This window comes from Pseudomonas sp. PDNC002 (assembly GCF_016919445.1).
Classification (GTDB): Bacteria; Pseudomonadota; Gammaproteobacteria; order Pseudomonadales; family Pseudomonadaceae; genus Pseudomonas.
The window spans coordinates 3,726,269-3,743,122 of sequence record NZ_CP070356.1 but is presented as its reverse complement, the minus strand read 5'-3'; the positions used below and the strand labels follow the sequence as shown (position 1 = coordinate 3,743,122).

Below are 16,854 nucleotides of genomic sequence, written 5' to 3'. Positions count from 1 at the left end.
CCGGTGCCGGCAACAATGCACCGGTACGCAGCAGACTTTCCCGGCCGAGCGCCATCGGACGGGCCGGATCGACGACAAGGGAATGGACCACGCCATGCTTGATCGCGAGCAACTCCATGGAAACGGTTATGCGCTGCTGCGCCAGGCGATTGCGCCCGCGCTGCTGGACGATCTGCGCGCGGCGTTCGACGCCAACGTCCTGCCGTCGGACCAATGGCCCGTTCCCCGCGGCATGGATTGGCGCCACGCGCAGTTGGACAGGGAGTCGTCCGTGCAGGCCGTTTGCCGTCTGCCATCGTTGCTGGCGGTGGCCGCAGAGTTGATCGGCGAGCGTTTCTTCCTCTCGCAGGCAGAGGGACGCGAGCCCCTGCCTGGCGGCGGACATCAGCAACTGCACCGCGACCTGTCGGCCCGCCGGCCAGGCGATATCGTGAATGCCCTTGCCTTCCTCGACGATTTCGCCCCCGACAATGGCGCCACCCGCCTCGTTCCCGGTAGCCACCGCTGCGCGCCCGGGGAGCCACCCTTCGACTTCAACGACGAGTCCCGATCCGAGCAGTTGAGTGGCTCGGCCGGCGACATCCTGGTATTCGACGTCGACCTGGTGCACGCAGGCAGCCTGAACATCAGCGGTGCGCGCCGACGCTCGATCCTGATCAGCTATCGCTCGGAGCACCTGTATGCCGCGCACCTGGAGACCACGCACCTGCGCAACATCCGGATGGAGACGAGCGACCGCTTCGACCCGTCGGACTTCCGCCTGGGCGCATGACGAAGCGGCAATACCTCGATAAACTCGCGCAAACTCGTTGGTTCAGCGCGGATCGGGCGGGTTGATCGAACGGTCCGCGACCGTCAAAAAACAAGAATCCAATTCAGACAAGCACAATCTTCCAGATTGGCTACGGGAACCGTTTCATGGTCGATGCGAGTATGCGGGCCGGTCTTTTCATCAGCCCCTGGCGACATAGGGAACTGTTGTTCTCCATGGTCCAACGGGAAGTGATTGGACGTTATCGCGGCTCGATCATGGGGTTGCTGTGGTCGCTCCTGAACCCGCTGTTCATGCTACTGGTCTACACCTTCGTATTCAGCATGATGTTCAAGCTGCGCTGGCCACAAGGCAGCGGCTCGAAGGCCGAGTTCGCGCTGCTGGTATTCGCCGGCCTGCTGGTGTTCAACGTGTTTTCCGAATGCGTTACCCGCGCGCCAAACCTGATCATCGCCAACACCAACTACGTCAAGAAGGTCGTGTTCCCCCTGGAGATCCTGCCCTGGGTCGTCCTGGGTTCGGTGTTGTTCCACACCCTGGCGAACCTGTCGATCTGGCTGGTCTTCCACCTGATCTTCTTCGGTCTTCCACCCCTGACCGCATTGCTGCTGCCGGCCATCCTCCTGCCGTTGATACTCTTCTCCATGGGGGTCTCCTGGCTCCTGGCATCACTGGGCGTGTATCTGCGCGACGTCAGCCAGGTCGTCGGTGTCGTCACTTCCGCACTGATGTTCGTCTCCGCCATCTTCTATCCGGCCAGCGCATTTCCGGATGCCTACCAGCAGCTCCTGCATCTCAACCCACTGACGCAGGTGATCGAGCAGACACGCGACGTCCTGTTCTGGGGCGTGCTGCCGGACTTGTTCGCCTGGAGCTGCAGCCTGCTCTTCGCCAGCGCGGTTGCCTGGCTGGGATTCGTGTGGTTCCAGAACACCCGCAAAGGATTTGCCGATGTACTCTGACATCGCGGTGCAGGCCAGCCACCTGAGCAAGAGCTACCAGATCTACGACAAGCCCAGGGATCGCCTGTGGCAGATGCTGTCGCGCGGAAGGAAGCATTTCTACCGCGAATTCTGGGCGCTCAAGGACGTATCGCTGGAACTCAGGAGAGGCGAAGCGGTGGGCATCATCGGCCGCAATGGCAGCGGCAAGTCGACGCTGCTGCAGTTGATCTGCGGAACGCTGCACGCGACATCCGGCAGCGTCCAGAGCAACGGCCGCATCGCTGCATTGCTGGAACTGGGCTCGGGCTTCAACCCTGACTTCACCGGTCGTGAAAACGTCTTCATGAACGGTGCGGTGCTCGGCTTGAGCCGCGCGGAAATCGACGCGCGCTTCACCGAAATCACCGATTTCGCCGGGATCGGCGACTTCATCGACCAGCCCACCAAGACCTATTCGAGCGGTATGTTGGTGCGCCTGGCGTTCGCGGTGGCGGTCTGCGTGCAGCCCGACATCCTGATCGTCGATGAAGCGCTCGCGGTGGGCGACGCCTCGTTCCAGTTCAAATGCCTGAATCGACTGGAAGCACTCACGCAGAGCGGCACGACACTCCTGTTCGTGTCCCATGACATGAGCATGGTCAAACGATTCTGCAGCAGAGCACTGTACCTGCGTGAGGGCCAGGTGCGCGCCAGCGGGTCCCCCGAGGAAATGGCCGAACTCTACCTGCTCGACATGCGTGACGAGCAACGGCGCTGGGCCAGCGGCGGCGCGATTCCCGTCGCCCTCAAGGCTCATCTGGGCGACCAGGGCGGTATTGCCTTTGGTACCGACGAAGGACATATTGCCTCCGCCTGTTTCACCAACACCGAAGGCCTGTATTCCAGCTTCGTCTATGGCGAGGCCATCGAGCTGCGGATCGAAACCCTGGTGCGCGAGTCGGTCGAGTTACCGAGTATCAGCGTGACGATCCAGGAGCCCCGGCTGCTGGTCATCGGCGGGGCGAATCTGCCCCTCCAGCCAGGCGAGGCGCAAGACGGATGGCGCAAGGCGACGATCAACGTCCGCTTCCCAGCCAGCTTCGCGCCGGGCCGATACCACATCACGCTGAAGCTGATGAACGGCCATACGGAAGAAACCGCACAGCTCATCGAGAAACAGGTGGGCCTGCTCGCGTTCGATACGTTGCCGGGCAATAAGAGCTTCCTGGGCATCGTTGACCTGGGAATAGCGCCAGTCCAGTAGCCCGTCGCTCGCCTGGACTTTTTCCAGAGCGGAATTTCTAACAAGCGGAATACCAAACGTCTGGAGCGACAATGAATCAGGATTGGCAAGTCGGGATCTTCGGAACATTCGATGTCGCCAACTATGGCGACTTGCTGTTCCCCATCATCGCCCAGGCCGAACTGACCCGGCGCCTGGGCGCGGTCACGCTGCACCGCTTCTCCTATCACGGAAAATCCGCGCCTCAGTGGCCGTACGATGTCACGTCACTGAGCCAGCTGCCGGAAATCGCCGGGCAATTGGACGCGGTACTGATCGGCGGCGGCTTCATCGTTCGTTTCGACAAGCTTGTCGCCACGGACTACTACCCTCCCACCCCCTCCATCCATCACCCGACCGGGTATTGGCTGACCCCTGCCCTGATCGCACTGCAACAGAGTATTCCGCTCATCTGGAATGCGCCGGGCATGCACTGCAACGGCGTGCCGGAATGGGCCACTCCACTGCTGCGACTGGCACTCGAAGAGAGTCCTCACGTCAAGGTGCGCGACGCGCCATCGCAAGCGACCCTGGCCCAGCTTTCGGACGCCGCGCGGGTCGAGGTGCTTCCCGACACCGCATTCGGCCTCTCGCGGTTGATCGACGCCCAGTCGCCGTCAGCCGCCTTCCTGGATGCCCTCGCCACCGCCGGCCTGACCAGACCCTATGTGGTCGTGCAATCGATCTGGGGGCTGGAGAGCTTCCTCCAGCTATGGCGAACCCATGCCGGGATCTTCGAGGATTACCAGCTCCTGCTGCTGCCCATCGGACCGGTGCTCGGGGATCACGAATCGGTGCTGGGCGACGATCTCGCGCGGGCGTGCAGCCTGCCCTTCTGGCCGGAACCGCTGCTTCTGGCGGAACTCATCGCCCATTCGGAAGCGGTGGTGGGCCACAGCTATCACCTGGCGATCAGCGCCATCGCCTTCGGCGTACCGGTGTTCAGCTCCGCTGACCTGAATACCGGCAAGTACACGGCACTGCCGGTCTATGAGCGGATCTTCCAGCTGCGCAGGGACCAGGCGATCGACCCGCAGTGGTTCCGCTCCAACCTGGGCAGGCAGCCCTGCTCCAGGGCGGCGTCCCAGGCGGTGGTGCAACTCGATGAGCACTGGGACCGGGTGGCCGAGCTTATCCGTGAAGGGCGCAGAGCAACCCAACCGGCGGTCAATCGATTCTGGCAAGACCTGCCCAACCGTCTCGAAGACCTGCATGACCAGGCCCAACGTCACGCGACAGCCCGCGAGCAGAGCCAGCGCGATGTGGCGGCGCTGCAGCAACAGGTCGCAAGCCTGGAGCGGCAGGAGCAATTGCACCAGCAAGAGCGCCAGCACTGGCAGGAACTCCAGCAGCGCGAGAGCGAGCGGCAGCAGGAGCAGTTGCAGGAGTTGCTGCAGCAGCACCAGGCGAGCGCCGCTCGCATTGACGAGCTTCTGGGCGAGCTGCAGCGCGGGACCGATATCAACGGGCAACTGCGGCAGTCCCTGGACCTGTCCGAGCGCACGTGCAGAGAGCTGCTTGATGAGCAGCAGCGCGGCGCGACGTTCACCGAGCAACTGCGCCAAGCCTTGGCTGTCGCCGAGCGCAGGCTCAACCAGCTCCAGGACTCCAACTCCTTCAAGCTGACCGCACCCCTGCGCAGCGTTCGACGCGGACTCAAGAAATTACTGGGATCTCCTACACATGATTGACCTGAGCAAACTCAGTGCCCGCCATCTGCAATCCACGCCTTTTTCGTGGGCGGAAATCGGCGCGCTCTACAGCCCCGAAGATGCCAAGGCACTGGCCGAAACCTATCCGCACGACCACTTCAAGACGGTGTCCGGTTACGGCGGGGAGAAAGACTATGAATACGAGGCGCGGCAGCTGATTGCCATGGGCACCCAGCAGGTGGTGAACCCACAAGCCTTGAGCCCTCATTGGCTGGCACTGTCGAAGAACCTCTGTTCGAGCGCCTACCGCCAGGCGATGTCCGCACTGACCGGCGTGGACCTGTCCCAGGCGCCCATGGAAGCCAACGTCTTCCATTACGGCCCCGGCGCCAACCTGGGGCCCCACCCCGATCTCGCCGACAAGCTGGTGACGCATATCCTCTACTTCAACGAGACCTGGGACCCGGCGGACGGCGGCTGCCTGCAGATACTGGCCTCCGCCGACCCCAGCCATATCGTTGCCGAAGTGGCGCCGGTCATTGGCAACTCCGCCATCCTCGTGCGCGCGAACAACTCCTGGCATGCCGTCTCCAGGGTAGTGGACGATTGCCACTCCTCACGGCGCAGCCTCACCGTCACCTTCTATCGACCGGGCGCCACCAGTTCGATGTGGCCCGCCGATGATCGCGAGCCGTTGCACAACTATGGCGAGCGGACCAGCGGAGCACTCCCCGCCGGGGATCATGCCCATGGATGAAACCAATCTGGCCACGCTCGAGCGCGACAATGCGCGTCTTGAGCGAGATGTGGCGATCCGGCAGCGGGACGCGGCGATTGCCCAGGTTGCGACCCTGAAGAACACCCGTTCATGGCGGATAACCCGGCCGCTGCGCGCCCTGCTCCACTGGTTCCGCTATGGCTCCTTCCATGAAGGGGTCCAGACCATCGATTTCCTGGCGCACGAAGGCCTTCCCCTCACAGCGCCACCGACACGTTCGGCGCCGGCGTCGCTCAAGCCCTGCCAGGCTGAACATCGCTTCGACATCGTGTGCTTCGCCAACATCAACTGGGGCGCGCGCTTCCAGCGGCCGCAACAGCTGATGCGCCAGTTCGCCCAGAACGGCCATCGGGTTTTCTACATCGTTCCTTCGCGCTGCCCGGAGCCTGGCCATGCCTACAGCAGCATCGAGGTCGACGCCGGCGTGTTCGAGATCGCGCTGCAACCCCATGAGCTCATGGACTGCTATGGCAAGCGCATTACCGAGCAGAACGTAGAGGCCTATTCGCGGGCAATCGAGACGCTGGCCACGGACTTCCGGATCAAGACCGCGGTGTCGGTCGTGCATCTATCCTTCTGGGCGCCCCTGGCCGCCCGTCTGCGTCGCGATCACGGCTGGCGAGTCCAGTACGACTGCATGGATGACTGGGTGGGTTTCCCCGGTATCGGCGACGAATTGCTGGAAGCCGAGGAAACCCTGGTCAGGAGCGCCGACCTGGTGACGGTGACCGCTGATCTGCTCCACGCGAAATGGGCGAACGCGAGCAGCAACTGCCTGCTGCTACGCAACGGCGTGGATTTCGGGTTCTTCGAACGCAACTGCGTACCGAACGGTCTGTTGTCAGAGCTCGAGCGCCCCCTGATCGGCTTCTACGGCGCCCTGGCCGAGTGGGTCGACCTGCAGTTGATCGCGGACATCGCGAAGCGGCGGCCCGACTGGAACTTCGTGCTGATCGGCGACATTTTCGTCAACGACCTGGCCGGCCTGGATGCCCTCGCCAACGTGCATCTGCTGGGCAGGAAACCCTACGAACAGATGCCGCTCTACCTGTACCGGTTCGACGTCTGCCTGATTCCCTTCCGCCTCTATAACGTGACGCATGCGGTCGACCCGGTGAAATTCTATGAATTCATCAGCGCCGGGAAACCGGTGGTATCGGTCCCACTGCAGGAAATGAAGATCTACGAAGACTTCGTCTATTTCGCCAGTGACCCGGATTCCTTCGTCGAACAGATCGAGCGCGCACTGGATGAAACCGATCTGCAACTGGCGCAACGACGCGTAGCGCTGGCCCGCACCAATGACTGGCGCAATCGCTTCGACTCCAACCTTGCGGCGCTGACTGCATTGCATCCCAAGGTGTCGATCGTGGTCGTCACCTACAACAACGTCGCGTTGACCCAAGGCTGCATCGACAGCCTCCTGCGCAATACCACCTACCCGAACTACGAGCTGATCGTGGTCGACAACGCGTCCTCGGACGATACGCGCAATTACCTGCGCTACCTGAGCCGCACCGAAGACCGCGTCAGCATCGTGCTCAATGATCGCAACCTGGGCTTCGCCGCCGCCAATAACCAGGGGCTGCGCCTGGCCACCGGGGATTACCTGGTATTGCTCAACAACGACACCGTGGTGCCCAAGGGCTGGATCGACCCGCTGCTGCGACACCTGCAGGACCCGCAGGTCGGCCTTGTCGGACCGGTGACCAATTCGGTCGGTAACGAAGCGAAGATCGACGTCGACTACACCGACATGGAACAGATGGAGGCATTCGCCGACCGCCACGTCGCACATCATCGCGGCCGTACCTTCGATATCGCGATGCTCGCCATGTTCTGCGTGGCGCTGCGCCGCGACGTGCTGGACTCGATTGGCTTCCTCGACGAGGCATTCGGAATCGGCATGTTCGAGGATGACGACTACAGCCGGCGCATCCAGGCCGCGGGCCTGCGGACCCTTTGTGCCGAGGACGCCTTCGTCCATCACTACGGGCAGGCTTCCTTCAAGAAACTGATCGCCAACGGTGAATACCAGGCGTTGTGGGACAGGAACCAGGCGTATTTCGAAAACAAATGGGGCGCCTGGACGCCCCACGTGACGCGCCAGCAGCCAGGGCCAAGGCAAGCAAGCGAGGGGACCGTTCATGATCGAGCTCAACGATAAGCCAGGGGACAACGCCGCCGAGAAGCAGGTGACGGCTGATCACTGGTCAGAAAACCTGGCGGGGTCGGACGCGTTCTCCGCGGATGTCTATTGGCTGGCCGTTCCCTCGGTGCAGCAGCGTCACCGCCACAAGGCGACCGCCGGAAGCGGCTACCCTGGCTGGGTTCAATACTGCCTGGGCGAGTTCCTGGGCAACCGGACACCCGCGGCGCGGATGCTCAGCATCGGTTGCGGTAGCGGCACCCTCGAGCGGGAGCTTTACATGCTCAAGGCGTTCGAGCACTGCGATGCCATGGATATCGCCCCTGGAGCGATCGATGTCGCCAGGGCCGAGGCGCTGGCCATCGGCGCCTCGACGATCAACTACTCACTCTGCGATATCGAACGGACGGACCTCCCCGCCAATCACTACGACGCCGTCTGGTTCAACGGCTCCCTGCACCACATCCGGGAGCTGGAACTGGTCTGCCAGCGCGTTCGCCATAGCCTGAAGCCGGGTGGCTGGTTGTTCTTCAACGAGTATGTCGGTGCCAATCACTTTGCCTTCGATGCCCAGCAGCGTGAGGCGATCACCCACGCGTTCGGCCTGATTCCCGAGCGCTTTCGCCGCTCGTTCGTGCGAGGTTCATTCGGCCAGGTGCAGCAGGTGGTGCCGTTGCCCGACCCGCTGGAAGTGGTGAAGGTCGATCCATCGGAAGCGGTGCGCTCCGCGGACATCCTGCGGGTCGTGCAGGAGCACTTCGAGATTCGCGCGCTGAACGCCTGCGGCGGTTCGATACTGCAGTTCCTGCTTCACGGAATCGCCGGCAACTTCAAGCAGGACAACCCGCAGTCTCTACGGATGCTGCAGATGCTGTTCGACATCGAAGACGGCCTGATCGAGTCCGGAACACTGAAAAGCGACTTCGTGGTCGTTGCCGCCACGCGGGGACCAGCATGACGACACTGCCCGCCGAATGCTGACGAACTCGAGGCTCTTTCGCTTGAGTCGTTGGCGCACGGCGTACCATCGGCTGCCGCTACCGGCGGGAATCAAGACGCTCCTGAGCGCCGTTCACCACAAGGTGCTGCTCAGGGGCGTGCGGGCACTGCGCCGTTCCCTGACCCGTGCCCAGGCCTTCGCCAGCCCTTCCCTCTCCCCGCAGGAGCAGGTTCCCGGCCTGCCGGACTACATCATCTGGGGCGCCATCGACTGGGACTTCCGCTACCAACGGCCGCAACAATTGGCGCAGGGGCTGAGCACCACCGGGCGCAGGGTCATCTACGTCAACGCCTCGCTGACGGATGCCGCGCACGCGGGCTTTACCCTGCAGTCGCTCGACGACGAAGGCCGGCTGTTCCAGGTCAGCCTGTTCGCCCGTGGCGCGCCGCGGATCTACGCCGGCGCCCCGGCCGCGCCCCTGGTTCGGCAGTTGTGCCGCAGCATTGGCGAAGTGCTGGTCTGGGCACGATCGGGACGGGCGATATCACTGGTGCAACACCCGTTCTGGTACGAGATCGCCCGCGAGCTGCCCAACAGCCGCCTGGTGTACGACTGCATGGACCATCACCAAGGTTTCGCAGACAACGCACCGGACATCCTGACGCTGGAACGGCGACTGGTCGAGGACGCCGACCTTCGGCTATTCACCTCCGACTGGCTGGCCCGGCAATGGGCACCACAGCGCGACAAGCCCAGCGCGATCCTCCGGAACGCCGCGGATTTCACCCCGTTTTCGACGCCGCCGGCAACGCAGTACCGTGACCGCCTGCAACGCCAGGTGATCGGTTACTTCGGCGCCATCGCCAGCTGGTTCGACCACGAACTCGTGGCCAACATCGCCGAGGCCTTCCCACAGCACGTCATCCTGCTGATCGGCGCCGACACGGTGGGCGCCGCGGCGCGATTGCGCAGGTTCGCCAATGTCGAGTTCATCGGGGAGGTTCCCTACACCGCCCTTCCCTACTACGTGCATGGCTTCGACCTCTGCATCCTGCCGTTTCGCATCAGCGCGCTGACGCTCGCTACCAATCCGGTCAAGGTCTATGAATACCTGGCGGCGGGAAAACCCGTGGTCTCAGTCGACCTGCCGGAAATCACGCAATTCGGCTCGCTGGTGCAGGTGGCCGGGAATGGCGAGGCATTCATCGCGGCGATCGAACTGGCCCTGGCTACGCCGACCCGCGAACAGATAGCTCAACGCCAGGCATTCGCTGCCCAGCAGACCTGGGCGCATCGAGTCGATGCGCTCACGAGCCTTGCGGAAGACCGCGAAGACGACGCGCTGACGAGCGTCATCATCGTGACCTACAACAACCTGGCACTGACGCGCGCCTGCCTGGGCAGCATCGAAGCCCACACCGATGGGCAGGCACTGGAGATCATCCTCGTCGACAACGCCTCCACCGACGGCACCGCCGAGTTCCTCGAACAATGGGCCGCCAGCAGTGGCCGGAAGGTCATTTTCAACACGGAAAACCGTGGCTTTGCTGCCGCCAATAACCAGGGACTGGCGATAGCGAACGGCGACTACCTGGTGCTGCTCAACAACGACACCCAGGTCACCGCGGGATGGATCGGCACACTGCAGCGGCATCTGCGGCGCGACTCCCGGCTCGGGCTGATCGGCCCGGTGACCAACAACATCGGCAACCAGGCAAAGGTCGTCCTCGACCGCCCTGGCCTGGCGGAGATGCCGCAAGCGGCCCGGCGCTACACCTGCCAGCACCTCGGCGAATGGGTCCCGCTGCCCACCCTGGCGTTTTTCTGCGTGATGATGCCACGCAGTACCTACCTGCGCGTCGGCCCGCTGGATGAAGTCTATGGACTGGGCTTCTTCGAAGACGACGACTACTGTCGACGCGTTGAACAGGCAGGCCTCCTCAGCGCCTGCGCGCACGACGTCTTCATCCATCACCACCTGTCCGCGTCCTTTGGGCAAATGAGCCACGGCGAGCGGCGGATGCTGTTCGAGAAGAACAAAGCGCTCTACGAAGCCAAGTGGGGCGAATGGCTTCCTCACTCGCATGAGTGAAACGACGCAACACGCAGTGGCCTTGGCAATCGCGCCTTGGGCGGCAAGAAAGCACCGGCGGCGCCAGAATTCGCGCCGCCGGCGAGACTCACGCCGCCCCCGCTAGGTGAAGCTGCCAGCTGGCGAAAAGAGTCCTGCCGCGTCGAAGCGAACTTCCCAGGAGTTCTGCAGCGCAAAGGCCTGCGCAACGTCCGGGTCACGCTCACATTGCAAGGCTGCCGCAACCACCGAATCGATATCGGCGATGGAGTGGCTGATGAAGACACCAGCCGCCCCCGAGCGACCTTGCATGCTGCCAAAATCGGTGGAGACCACCGGTAAGGCAAGCGCCCGATATTCGTAGTATTTGATCGGATCAACCGAGGCGGTGAGCGCATTGCGCTTGAATGGAATCAGCCCTACGTCGAACTCCGTCATGGCCTGCAAGGCAGCCTCATGAGCACAAGCGGGCAACAACACCACGTTGTCCGGCAGCGTGCTGGTCGGGGGCTCGAAGACAGGGCCGATCAGCCGGATCTCGTCGTCCGGCCTGGCCCTTGCCAAGGCAGACACCCAGTCCCAGTCGAACCACGCCGCCATGGTCCCGACGTAGCCAAAAACCTTGGTCGGGGACGACAAGGGGGCTGGACTTGCGGCAACGATCACCGATAGATCCAGGGCGTTCTCCACCAGGCGCACGTCGTTCCGGATGCGCTCCCATCGCGCGTTCAGGCCGGGACTCGACGCCCAGAGCACGTCGACGCGCTGTGCGATCGCTCGCTCGCGTCGTGCCAAGGCACAGCGCGAGAAACCCGCGTAGAAGGCCGGAAAATCATCCATCGCGTCGTACATGGACGAGCAATGGGGAAACCGCGCCAGCAAGTGCAACGCGAAGGCCGACGGCTTGCCGATGACCAGCCAGGTGGGTGAGTCGCTGACGAAGCTGTCGATTCTGCTGAAGACGCGCTGCCAAAAACATCGATTCACCCAACCCGAACCCGGTAGAGGCTCGATGGGCAGACCGCCTGTTCTCAGCACCGTGAGCCAGGGCGGTGGGCTACCGGTCTGGCTAGGCACAGGGCGTTTCTGCAATCGCCTGAAATCGCTCAGCCGGGGAAAGCGTGTGGGATAAGGGTCGACCCACAGCACCGCCGCCCCGGTCCGGCTGTGAATCCAGTTGACGAACTTGTGCGGGCGTTGGGAGAAACTCTCCCAGGGTACCGGCGACAGGAATACCAGACGCTTCAAGCTGCGCACTCGCCGGGTGTCGTTGCTGCCGGTGGGAGGAATTCATCATCCTCGACGAAGACCGCGTGGCTCGTATGGACGACGCCGAAGGCCACTGGAACGCAAACCCCGAAGTCCAGGGAACCGCGCAAGACAAAGCCCAGGCGATGCGCCGTGGCTGGGGTAGATAACGAGTCGATCACCGGGATATCCGTGAGGAAAGAAGTTGTGCCGAGGCCAACCTATGTATGTCCGGCTACCGCTCCCTTTCCAGGGGCGAAACCGCCGGGTCTATTTTTATCGCCTCCGTGCGATTCCCGAAGGCACGGAGGACTTTCTCTACCGACACGCAAGACCTGTTTCACGCTCACGGAGAAGCTGAGCTGCACCGGTTGGATTCAAGCCTGTTCCCGCCACCGGTCGCGCATTGACCGGTGGACTTGCCCAGTCCATCGAAGAGGACCCGCGGCTGAAAAAAGGCTGTGAACCTGGCGCGCGAAACTTTGCAAAAACAGCCGAACCTTGTCAATTCACCCGTGAACGCGCCAATCGCGCCGACACCCGCCGCACGCTCCCCATCCGTGACCATGCATTGAGCATAGGAGGAAGTCCGCGAGCACGCGACGACTCATCGCTGCATCCGGACCGCCTCCATTGGGCTGGTCGAAACGAACGGAAAGGTCCGGAAGTCCGCTATGGGTCGCAAACAGCTGCAGACCATGGACAGCATGTCGCCACAGCGGACACCCGCCTCTTTCAGGGCGTCTTGTCGGCCAGCGCTTCGAGCAGCTCGGCCGAAGGCACGAAGAACAGGCTGCCGGTCATCGCCCTGCTGAAGTCCAGCAGGCGGTCGTAATTGCCCGCCGGACGTCCGATGAACATGTTCTCCAGCATCTCCTCGATGGGTGCCGGAGAACGCGCGTAGCCGATGAAGTAAGTGCCGAACTCCCCTGCGCCGGGTCGGCCGAACGGCATGTTGTCGCGCAGGATCTTGATCTCCTGGCCGTCCTTTTCCAGCGTGGTCAGCGAGCTGTGCGAACAGCTCGGTTTCACGTCATCGTCCAGTTCGATGTCGGCCAGCTTGGTGCGGCCGATGATGCGTTCCTGGGCTTCGGTCGAGAGCTGGTTCCAGCCGGCCATGTCATGCAGATACTTTTGCACCAGGACGTAGCTGCCGCCCGCGAAGTCCGCGTCCTCGTCGCCAATCAGGGTGAAATGCGGCACCTCGCGACCTTCCGGGTTCTCGGTACCGTCGACGAAGCCGATGATGCTGCGCATGTCGAAGTAGCGGAATCCCTGGACTTCATCGACCACCGTGACAGCCTCGCCCAGGTGCGCCACCAGATGCGTCGCCAATTCGAAACAGAGGTCCATCTGGTCGGCACGGATATGCAGGAGCAGGTCGCCGGGCGTGGAAACGGCGACGCGTTCACCCGTGCCGATCTCGCGGAATGCATGCAGGGACGCCGGGCGCGGCGCGCCGAACAGCGCATCCCAGGCAGCCGAACCAAATCCCACCACGCAGGACAGGTTGCCCGCCGGCACGCGCTTGCCGACCGAGCGCACCAGGGCGGACACGTCCTCGCAGAGCGAACGCACCGGGCTCCAGTCCTTGCCTGGCGTCAGGGTCGCCACCAGGAAGATCGCGCTGCGTGTAACCGGGCTGTCCACGGCTTGGGGAACGGGAAATTCGTTGAGCATAGTTGCCATGCGCCGCCATCGAAGTTGGAGAGGATGAGGTTATCAAAGCAGGTCGCTGATGACGGTGACAATTCGGTTAGACAGTTGGCGCGCCTGCGCCCAGCCGGATTGCGATCCCTCAGCAGGTCCGGCCACTTGGACCATAATCATCAGGCCACGCACGTCTCGAGCGTCATCAGATCCCAAGGAAAGCGCACCATGGCCAAGTACCTGATTTCCTTCCCCAGCGCAGCGATGCGTGTGCCCGACGGCGAGTTGGAGGCAGTAGGCCGCGACGCGCATGCCGTGATCGACGAGGCGAAGGCTGCCGGCGTGTATGTCTTTGCCGGTGGCATCGACGAAGTGGTGCCGCCCGTGCTCGTCTCGGCCGATGGCGCGGTCGCCCAGGGCGGCTACCCCTGGGCCCCGCCGCTCAACGGCGGCTTCACCGTGCTCGAACTGCCTTCCACCGAGGAGGCCATCGCGTGGGCCGCGCGCATCGCGAAAGCCTGCCGGTGCCAACAAGAGCTCCGCGTCTTTGGCCTCGATCCGAGGGCCTGATGGAGTACCAGACTCCCCCACCGCCCAGTGAGCGGGCAGCGCCCAACGGCCAATGGTGGGCACGCACAACGATGCCAATAATCCCCACTCCTCCCAGCAACTGAAACGACACCCATGTCCGACCAGCCAGGCAATCTTCCACCAGAGGAAACCCCAGACACCACGCCGGCCATTGGATCGGCGCGGCGCTTTCACCACTCGCGCTGGCTACGCTGGCGGCAGCACCTGGCGTTCTGGGTTGGCGCGCTCCTGGTGGGGCTGGCCGCGTTGGCATTCGCCTGGCTGGCGGATCAGTCCTACGCGCAGTTCAAGCGTATGCTGGGTGTGGCCAGCTGGCTGCCACTGCTTGTGACCCCGGCGGGCTTTGCGCTGCTGGCCTGGGTGACCCAACGTTGGTTCGTGGAGGCCAAGGGCAGCGGTATTCCTCAGGTGATTGCCGCCCTGGAATCGCCTTCACGGCGCTTTCGGGAGCGCGTGCTGGCCCTCCCGGTGGCTATCGTGCGCATGCTCTTCACCCTCGGGGCGCTGCTGGTAGGCGGATCAGTGGGGCGCGAAGGGCCGACTGTCCATGTCGGCGCAGCGGTCATCTACGCCTTCGGCCGGCGCCTGGGTCTACACGGCAGGCGTACCTTGGCCGGGTTGATCCTCGCCGGCGGCGCGGCGGGCATAGCCGCGGCGTTCAACACGCCCCTGGCCGGGATTGTCTTCGCCATCGAGGAGCTCAGCCGCGCCTTCGAGCAACGCTTCAGTGGCCTGGTCCTGACCGCCGTACTGATCGGCGGCGCCGTCACCCTGGGGCTGATGGGCCATTACTCCTACTTCGGCGAGATTGGTGGCCATCTACCCGGCGGATGGGGATGGAGCGAAGTTCCAGCCTGCGCCCTGCTCGGGGGCGTGCTGGGAGGTTTTTACGTAAAGCTCGTGCTGCCCACCCAGCATGGCTGGATCGGGCGCATGTGCGCGTTGCGCGAGCGCTTTCCTGTGCGCTTCGCCGCCATCTGCGGATTGATCCTTGCGCTGCTTGGCGTTGCGTCGGGCAACCACGTATTCGGTACCGGCTACGAGGAAACCCGCGCGCTGCTGGACGGCCATCCGGTGACCAATGAGAGCTTCCTGTTATGGAAGTTCCTGGCCAACGTCGTGTCCTACCTGGCCGGCATTCCTGGCGGATTGTTTTCGCCATCACTGAGCATCGGCGCCGCATTCGCACCGCTGCTTTCGCTATTGCCGGACGCGAACCCGCAGACGGGCGCCCTGCTCGGCATGGGTGCCTACCTGGCGGGTGTGACGCGCTCCCCGCTGACGGCCTCAGTGATTGTCCTGGAGTTGTCGCACAGCCCCGATCTCGCTATTCCGATGCTCGCCGTCACCCTGATGGCGGCCGCGATCTCCGGTTGGATAGCGCCGGTCTCTCTCTACCACGCACTCGCTCGGCAGATTCTCGACAAAGTCGCTCCGGAAAAATCCTGACCCCTCTACCACCGCAACAGGCGCGGGCCGAGTGCCGCGCCCAAGAGGGTCGGCAGCAGCATACCGAGCAGGTACCAGACTCCCCAGAAGGGAATGCCCATCTCGGGGCAATGCAGGCAGTACGCCAGGGTCGCGGTGGCACCCGCGAGCAGCCCCCCGGCGGCGCCGGCAAGGCGCAATCGGGTCGGCGCAAGACCGCGCAACGCCCAGAACACCGCGATGAACGCCGGCACCGAGAGCAGCGCGATGTTCAGCGGGCAGGTGCGCCAGGTCTTGCCCAGAATCAGTCCGGCACGCGCTTCGGCGGACACCCCGGCCAGCTCCAGGGCACCACCGCCCCAGACCAGCAACAGGGGCAGTCCCAGCAGCACCCAGGCCACCCCACCATTAACTCCCGGCCGTGCCAAGCGGCTGCTCAGCCACAGGGCAATCGGCGCCAGGCTGCCCGGCAGCGCAACCTTGGCCCAGAACAACGGCGTGCGCGCGACGTCCGCCAGGTCAGGCCGGACGCCGAAGAGTGCAGCCATCAGCAGCAGCGCCCCCAGGGCGCCGCCCAGCAGGGCGATGGCGAAGCGCCTGCTCAGCGCGTGCCGATCCACAGCGCTCTCGCCGGCGCTCAGCAGGTCGATCAGTTCATTGGTCTTCATCGCTTCTCAACCCTCGGATCATATTCGCCAGGACCTTCAGCCCGCGGTGGATACCCACCTTCACGGCGGAACTGGAAAGCCCGGTCAGGCTGGCGGTTTCCTCTACCGACAAGCCTTCCAGCTTCACATGGACGATGGGCAGGCGCTGCTTGTCCGGTAGCTGCTGCAACAGTCTGCCGAGGTCGCGCCTGGCTTGCGCGGGCTCGTCGTCCTCGATTGCGAACAACTCCCCATCGTCATCCTCCAGCGGATCGTGCAGCGCTTCCCTGCGCGCGAAGGCACGGAAATGATCGGCCAGCTTGTAGCGCGCGATGGCCTGCACCCACACAGTCAACGGCTGATCGACACGGTAGGTGTGGCGAGCGTTGTGCACTGCCAGCAGCACTTCCTGCAGCAGGTCCTCGACCTCACTGGGGCGCTGGCTCAGGCGCCGGCGTAGGAAGGCGCGCAGATGCATGCCGAGTGCGCTGAGGAACTCGCGGTACGCCGTACCGTCGCCGTCCATGCCGCGCAACAGCAACGCTTGCAGCTGCGCCTCGCGGGCAATCAACAATTCCTGTCTGGTAGTTCGCTGCATCAGCCGTCCTGGTTACACCGCGGATGGAAATTTTCCCAAGCTCACCCCAGCCTGCTGGCGCGCCACCGACCCGCAAGGAAAACAGGCCGCCGTTCAATACGTTAGGACCGCGCCGGGAATTTCTC

Annotated in this window: 14 protein-coding genes; 10 read left to right on the top strand and 4 right to left on the bottom strand. The window is 63.6% G+C overall.

The features are described 5' to 3' along the window. Positions 1-94: 94 nt before the first annotated feature. The 8 genes from JVX91_RS17190 to JVX91_RS17155 all read left to right on the top strand — a co-directional run bounded on the left by JVX91_RS17190 (position 95) and on the right by JVX91_RS17155 (position 10,588). Positions 95-772: a phytanoyl-CoA dioxygenase family protein gene (locus JVX91_RS17190; RefSeq protein ID WP_205335402.1), complete on the top strand. Its 678-nt coding sequence runs from the start codon at positions 95-97 to the stop codon at positions 770-772. Between the two features lie 146 nt (positions 773-918). After that, positions 919-1,734: an ABC transporter permease gene (locus JVX91_RS17185; protein WP_205335401.1), complete on the top strand. Its 816-nt coding sequence runs from the start codon at positions 919-921 to the stop codon at positions 1,732-1,734. Continuing rightward, a complete protein-coding gene (locus JVX91_RS17180) occupies positions 1,724-2,959 on the top strand; it encodes an ABC transporter ATP-binding protein (protein WP_205335400.1) in 1,236 nt (411 codons plus the stop codon). Before JVX91_RS17185 ends, JVX91_RS17180 begins: the two co-directional genes overlap by 11 nt. 71 nt (positions 2,960-3,030) lie before the next feature. After that, positions 3,031-4,668: a polysaccharide pyruvyl transferase family protein gene (locus JVX91_RS17175; protein WP_205335399.1), complete on the top strand. Its 1,638-nt coding sequence runs from the start codon at positions 3,031-3,033 to the stop codon at positions 4,666-4,668. Continuing rightward, on the top strand, positions 4,661-5,386 hold the full coding sequence (locus JVX91_RS17170; RefSeq protein ID WP_205335398.1) for a 2OG-Fe(II) oxygenase family protein: 726 nt from the start codon (positions 4,661-4,663) through the stop codon (positions 5,384-5,386). Before JVX91_RS17175 ends, JVX91_RS17170 begins: the two co-directional genes overlap by 8 nt. Continuing rightward, positions 5,379-7,574: a glycosyltransferase gene (locus JVX91_RS17165; protein WP_205335397.1), complete on the top strand. Its 2,196-nt coding sequence runs from the start codon at positions 5,379-5,381 to the stop codon at positions 7,572-7,574. The genes JVX91_RS17170 and JVX91_RS17165 overlap by 8 nt, the downstream gene beginning before the upstream one ends. Beyond that, entirely contained in the window at positions 7,555-8,514 is a 960-nt protein-coding gene (locus JVX91_RS17160) for a class I SAM-dependent methyltransferase (RefSeq protein ID WP_205335396.1), read from the top strand. Before JVX91_RS17165 ends, JVX91_RS17160 begins: the two co-directional genes overlap by 20 nt. Before the next feature lie 43 nt (positions 8,515-8,557). Next, the gene (locus tag JVX91_RS17155; RefSeq protein WP_240201609.1) at positions 8,558-10,588 is read left to right on the top strand and encodes a glycosyltransferase; all 2,031 of its coding nucleotides are present in this window, start codon (positions 8,558-8,560) and stop codon (positions 10,586-10,588) included. 102 nt (positions 10,589-10,690) lie between these two features. Here JVX91_RS17155 and JVX91_RS17150 read toward each other — a convergent pair whose 3' ends face one another. After that, the gene (locus JVX91_RS17150; RefSeq protein WP_240201608.1) at positions 10,691-11,815 is read right to left on the bottom strand and encodes a glycosyl transferase; all 1,125 of its coding nucleotides are present in this window, start codon (positions 11,813-11,815) and stop codon (positions 10,691-10,693) included. 735 nt (positions 11,816-12,550) lie between these two features. Next, positions 12,551-13,495, bottom strand: a complete 945-nt coding sequence (locus JVX91_RS17145) for a Dyp-type peroxidase (RefSeq protein WP_205340031.1) — start codon at positions 13,493-13,495, stop codon at positions 12,551-12,553. 198 nt (positions 13,496-13,693) lie between these two features. On the opposite strand from JVX91_RS17145, the gene JVX91_RS17140 reads away from it, so the two are divergent. Together JVX91_RS17140 and JVX91_RS17135 are read left to right on the top strand one after the other, a co-directional pair. After that, complete coding sequence (locus tag JVX91_RS17140) at positions 13,694-14,035, top strand: transcription initiation protein (protein WP_205335394.1); 342 nt, start codon at positions 13,694-13,696, stop codon at positions 14,033-14,035. Between the two features lie 114 nt (positions 14,036-14,149). Continuing rightward, positions 14,150-15,505, top strand: coding sequence for a chloride channel protein (locus tag JVX91_RS17135; RefSeq protein WP_205335393.1), 1,356 nt, complete (start codon positions 14,150-14,152; stop codon positions 15,503-15,505). A 5-nt stretch (positions 15,506-15,510) separates the two neighbouring features. On the opposite strand, the gene JVX91_RS17130 is transcribed toward JVX91_RS17135, so the two are convergent. Both JVX91_RS17130 and JVX91_RS17125 read right to left on the bottom strand, forming a co-directional pair. Beyond that, positions 15,511-16,152 carry a DUF1109 domain-containing protein gene (locus JVX91_RS17130; RefSeq protein WP_205335392.1) on the bottom strand — a complete coding sequence of 214 codons (642 nt, stop codon included), beginning with the start codon at positions 16,150-16,152 and terminating at the stop codon, positions 15,511-15,513. Beyond that, a complete protein-coding gene (locus tag JVX91_RS17125) occupies positions 16,139-16,729 on the bottom strand; it encodes a sigma-70 family RNA polymerase sigma factor (RefSeq protein WP_205335391.1) in 591 nt (196 codons plus the stop codon). The genes JVX91_RS17130 and JVX91_RS17125 overlap by 14 nt, the downstream gene beginning before the upstream one ends. Between the last annotated feature and the right edge of the window lie 125 nt (positions 16,730-16,854).

What these genes read in the sequence shown, in the direction of transcription:
- JVX91_RS17185 (WP_205335401.1), top strand. Translation starts at nt 919, where the DNA reads ATGGTCGATGCGAGTATGCGGGCCGGTCTTTTCATCAGCCCCTGGCGA.
- JVX91_RS17130 (WP_205335392.1), bottom strand. Translation starts at nt 16,152, where the DNA reads ATGAAGACCAATGAACTGATCGACCTGCTGAGCGCCGGCGAGAGCGCT.
- JVX91_RS17160 (WP_205335396.1), top strand. Translation starts at nt 7,555, where the DNA reads ATGATCGAGCTCAACGATAAGCCAGGGGACAACGCCGCCGAGAAGCAG.
- JVX91_RS17145 (WP_205340031.1), bottom strand. Translation starts at nt 13,495, where the DNA reads ATGCTCAACGAATTTCCCGTTCCCCAAGCCGTGGACAGCCCGGTTACA.
- JVX91_RS17140 (WP_205335394.1), top strand. Translation starts at nt 13,694, where the DNA reads ATGGCCAAGTACCTGATTTCCTTCCCCAGCGCAGCGATGCGTGTGCCC.
- JVX91_RS17165 (WP_205335397.1), top strand. Translation starts at nt 5,379, where the DNA reads ATGGATGAAACCAATCTGGCCACGCTCGAGCGCGACAATGCGCGTCTT.
- JVX91_RS17180 (WP_205335400.1), top strand. Translation starts at nt 1,724, where the DNA reads ATGTACTCTGACATCGCGGTGCAGGCCAGCCACCTGAGCAAGAGCTAC.
- JVX91_RS17170 (WP_205335398.1), top strand. Translation starts at nt 4,661, where the DNA reads ATGATTGACCTGAGCAAACTCAGTGCCCGCCATCTGCAATCCACGCCT.
- JVX91_RS17125 (WP_205335391.1), bottom strand. Translation starts at nt 16,729, where the DNA reads ATGCAGCGAACTACCAGACAGGAATTGTTGATTGCCCGCGAGGCGCAG.
- JVX91_RS17190 (WP_205335402.1), top strand. Translation starts at nt 95, where the DNA reads ATGCTTGATCGCGAGCAACTCCATGGAAACGGTTATGCGCTGCTGCGC.
- JVX91_RS17175 (WP_205335399.1), top strand. Translation starts at nt 3,031, where the DNA reads ATGAATCAGGATTGGCAAGTCGGGATCTTCGGAACATTCGATGTCGCC.
- JVX91_RS17135 (WP_205335393.1), top strand. Translation starts at nt 14,150, where the DNA reads ATGTCCGACCAGCCAGGCAATCTTCCACCAGAGGAAACCCCAGACACC.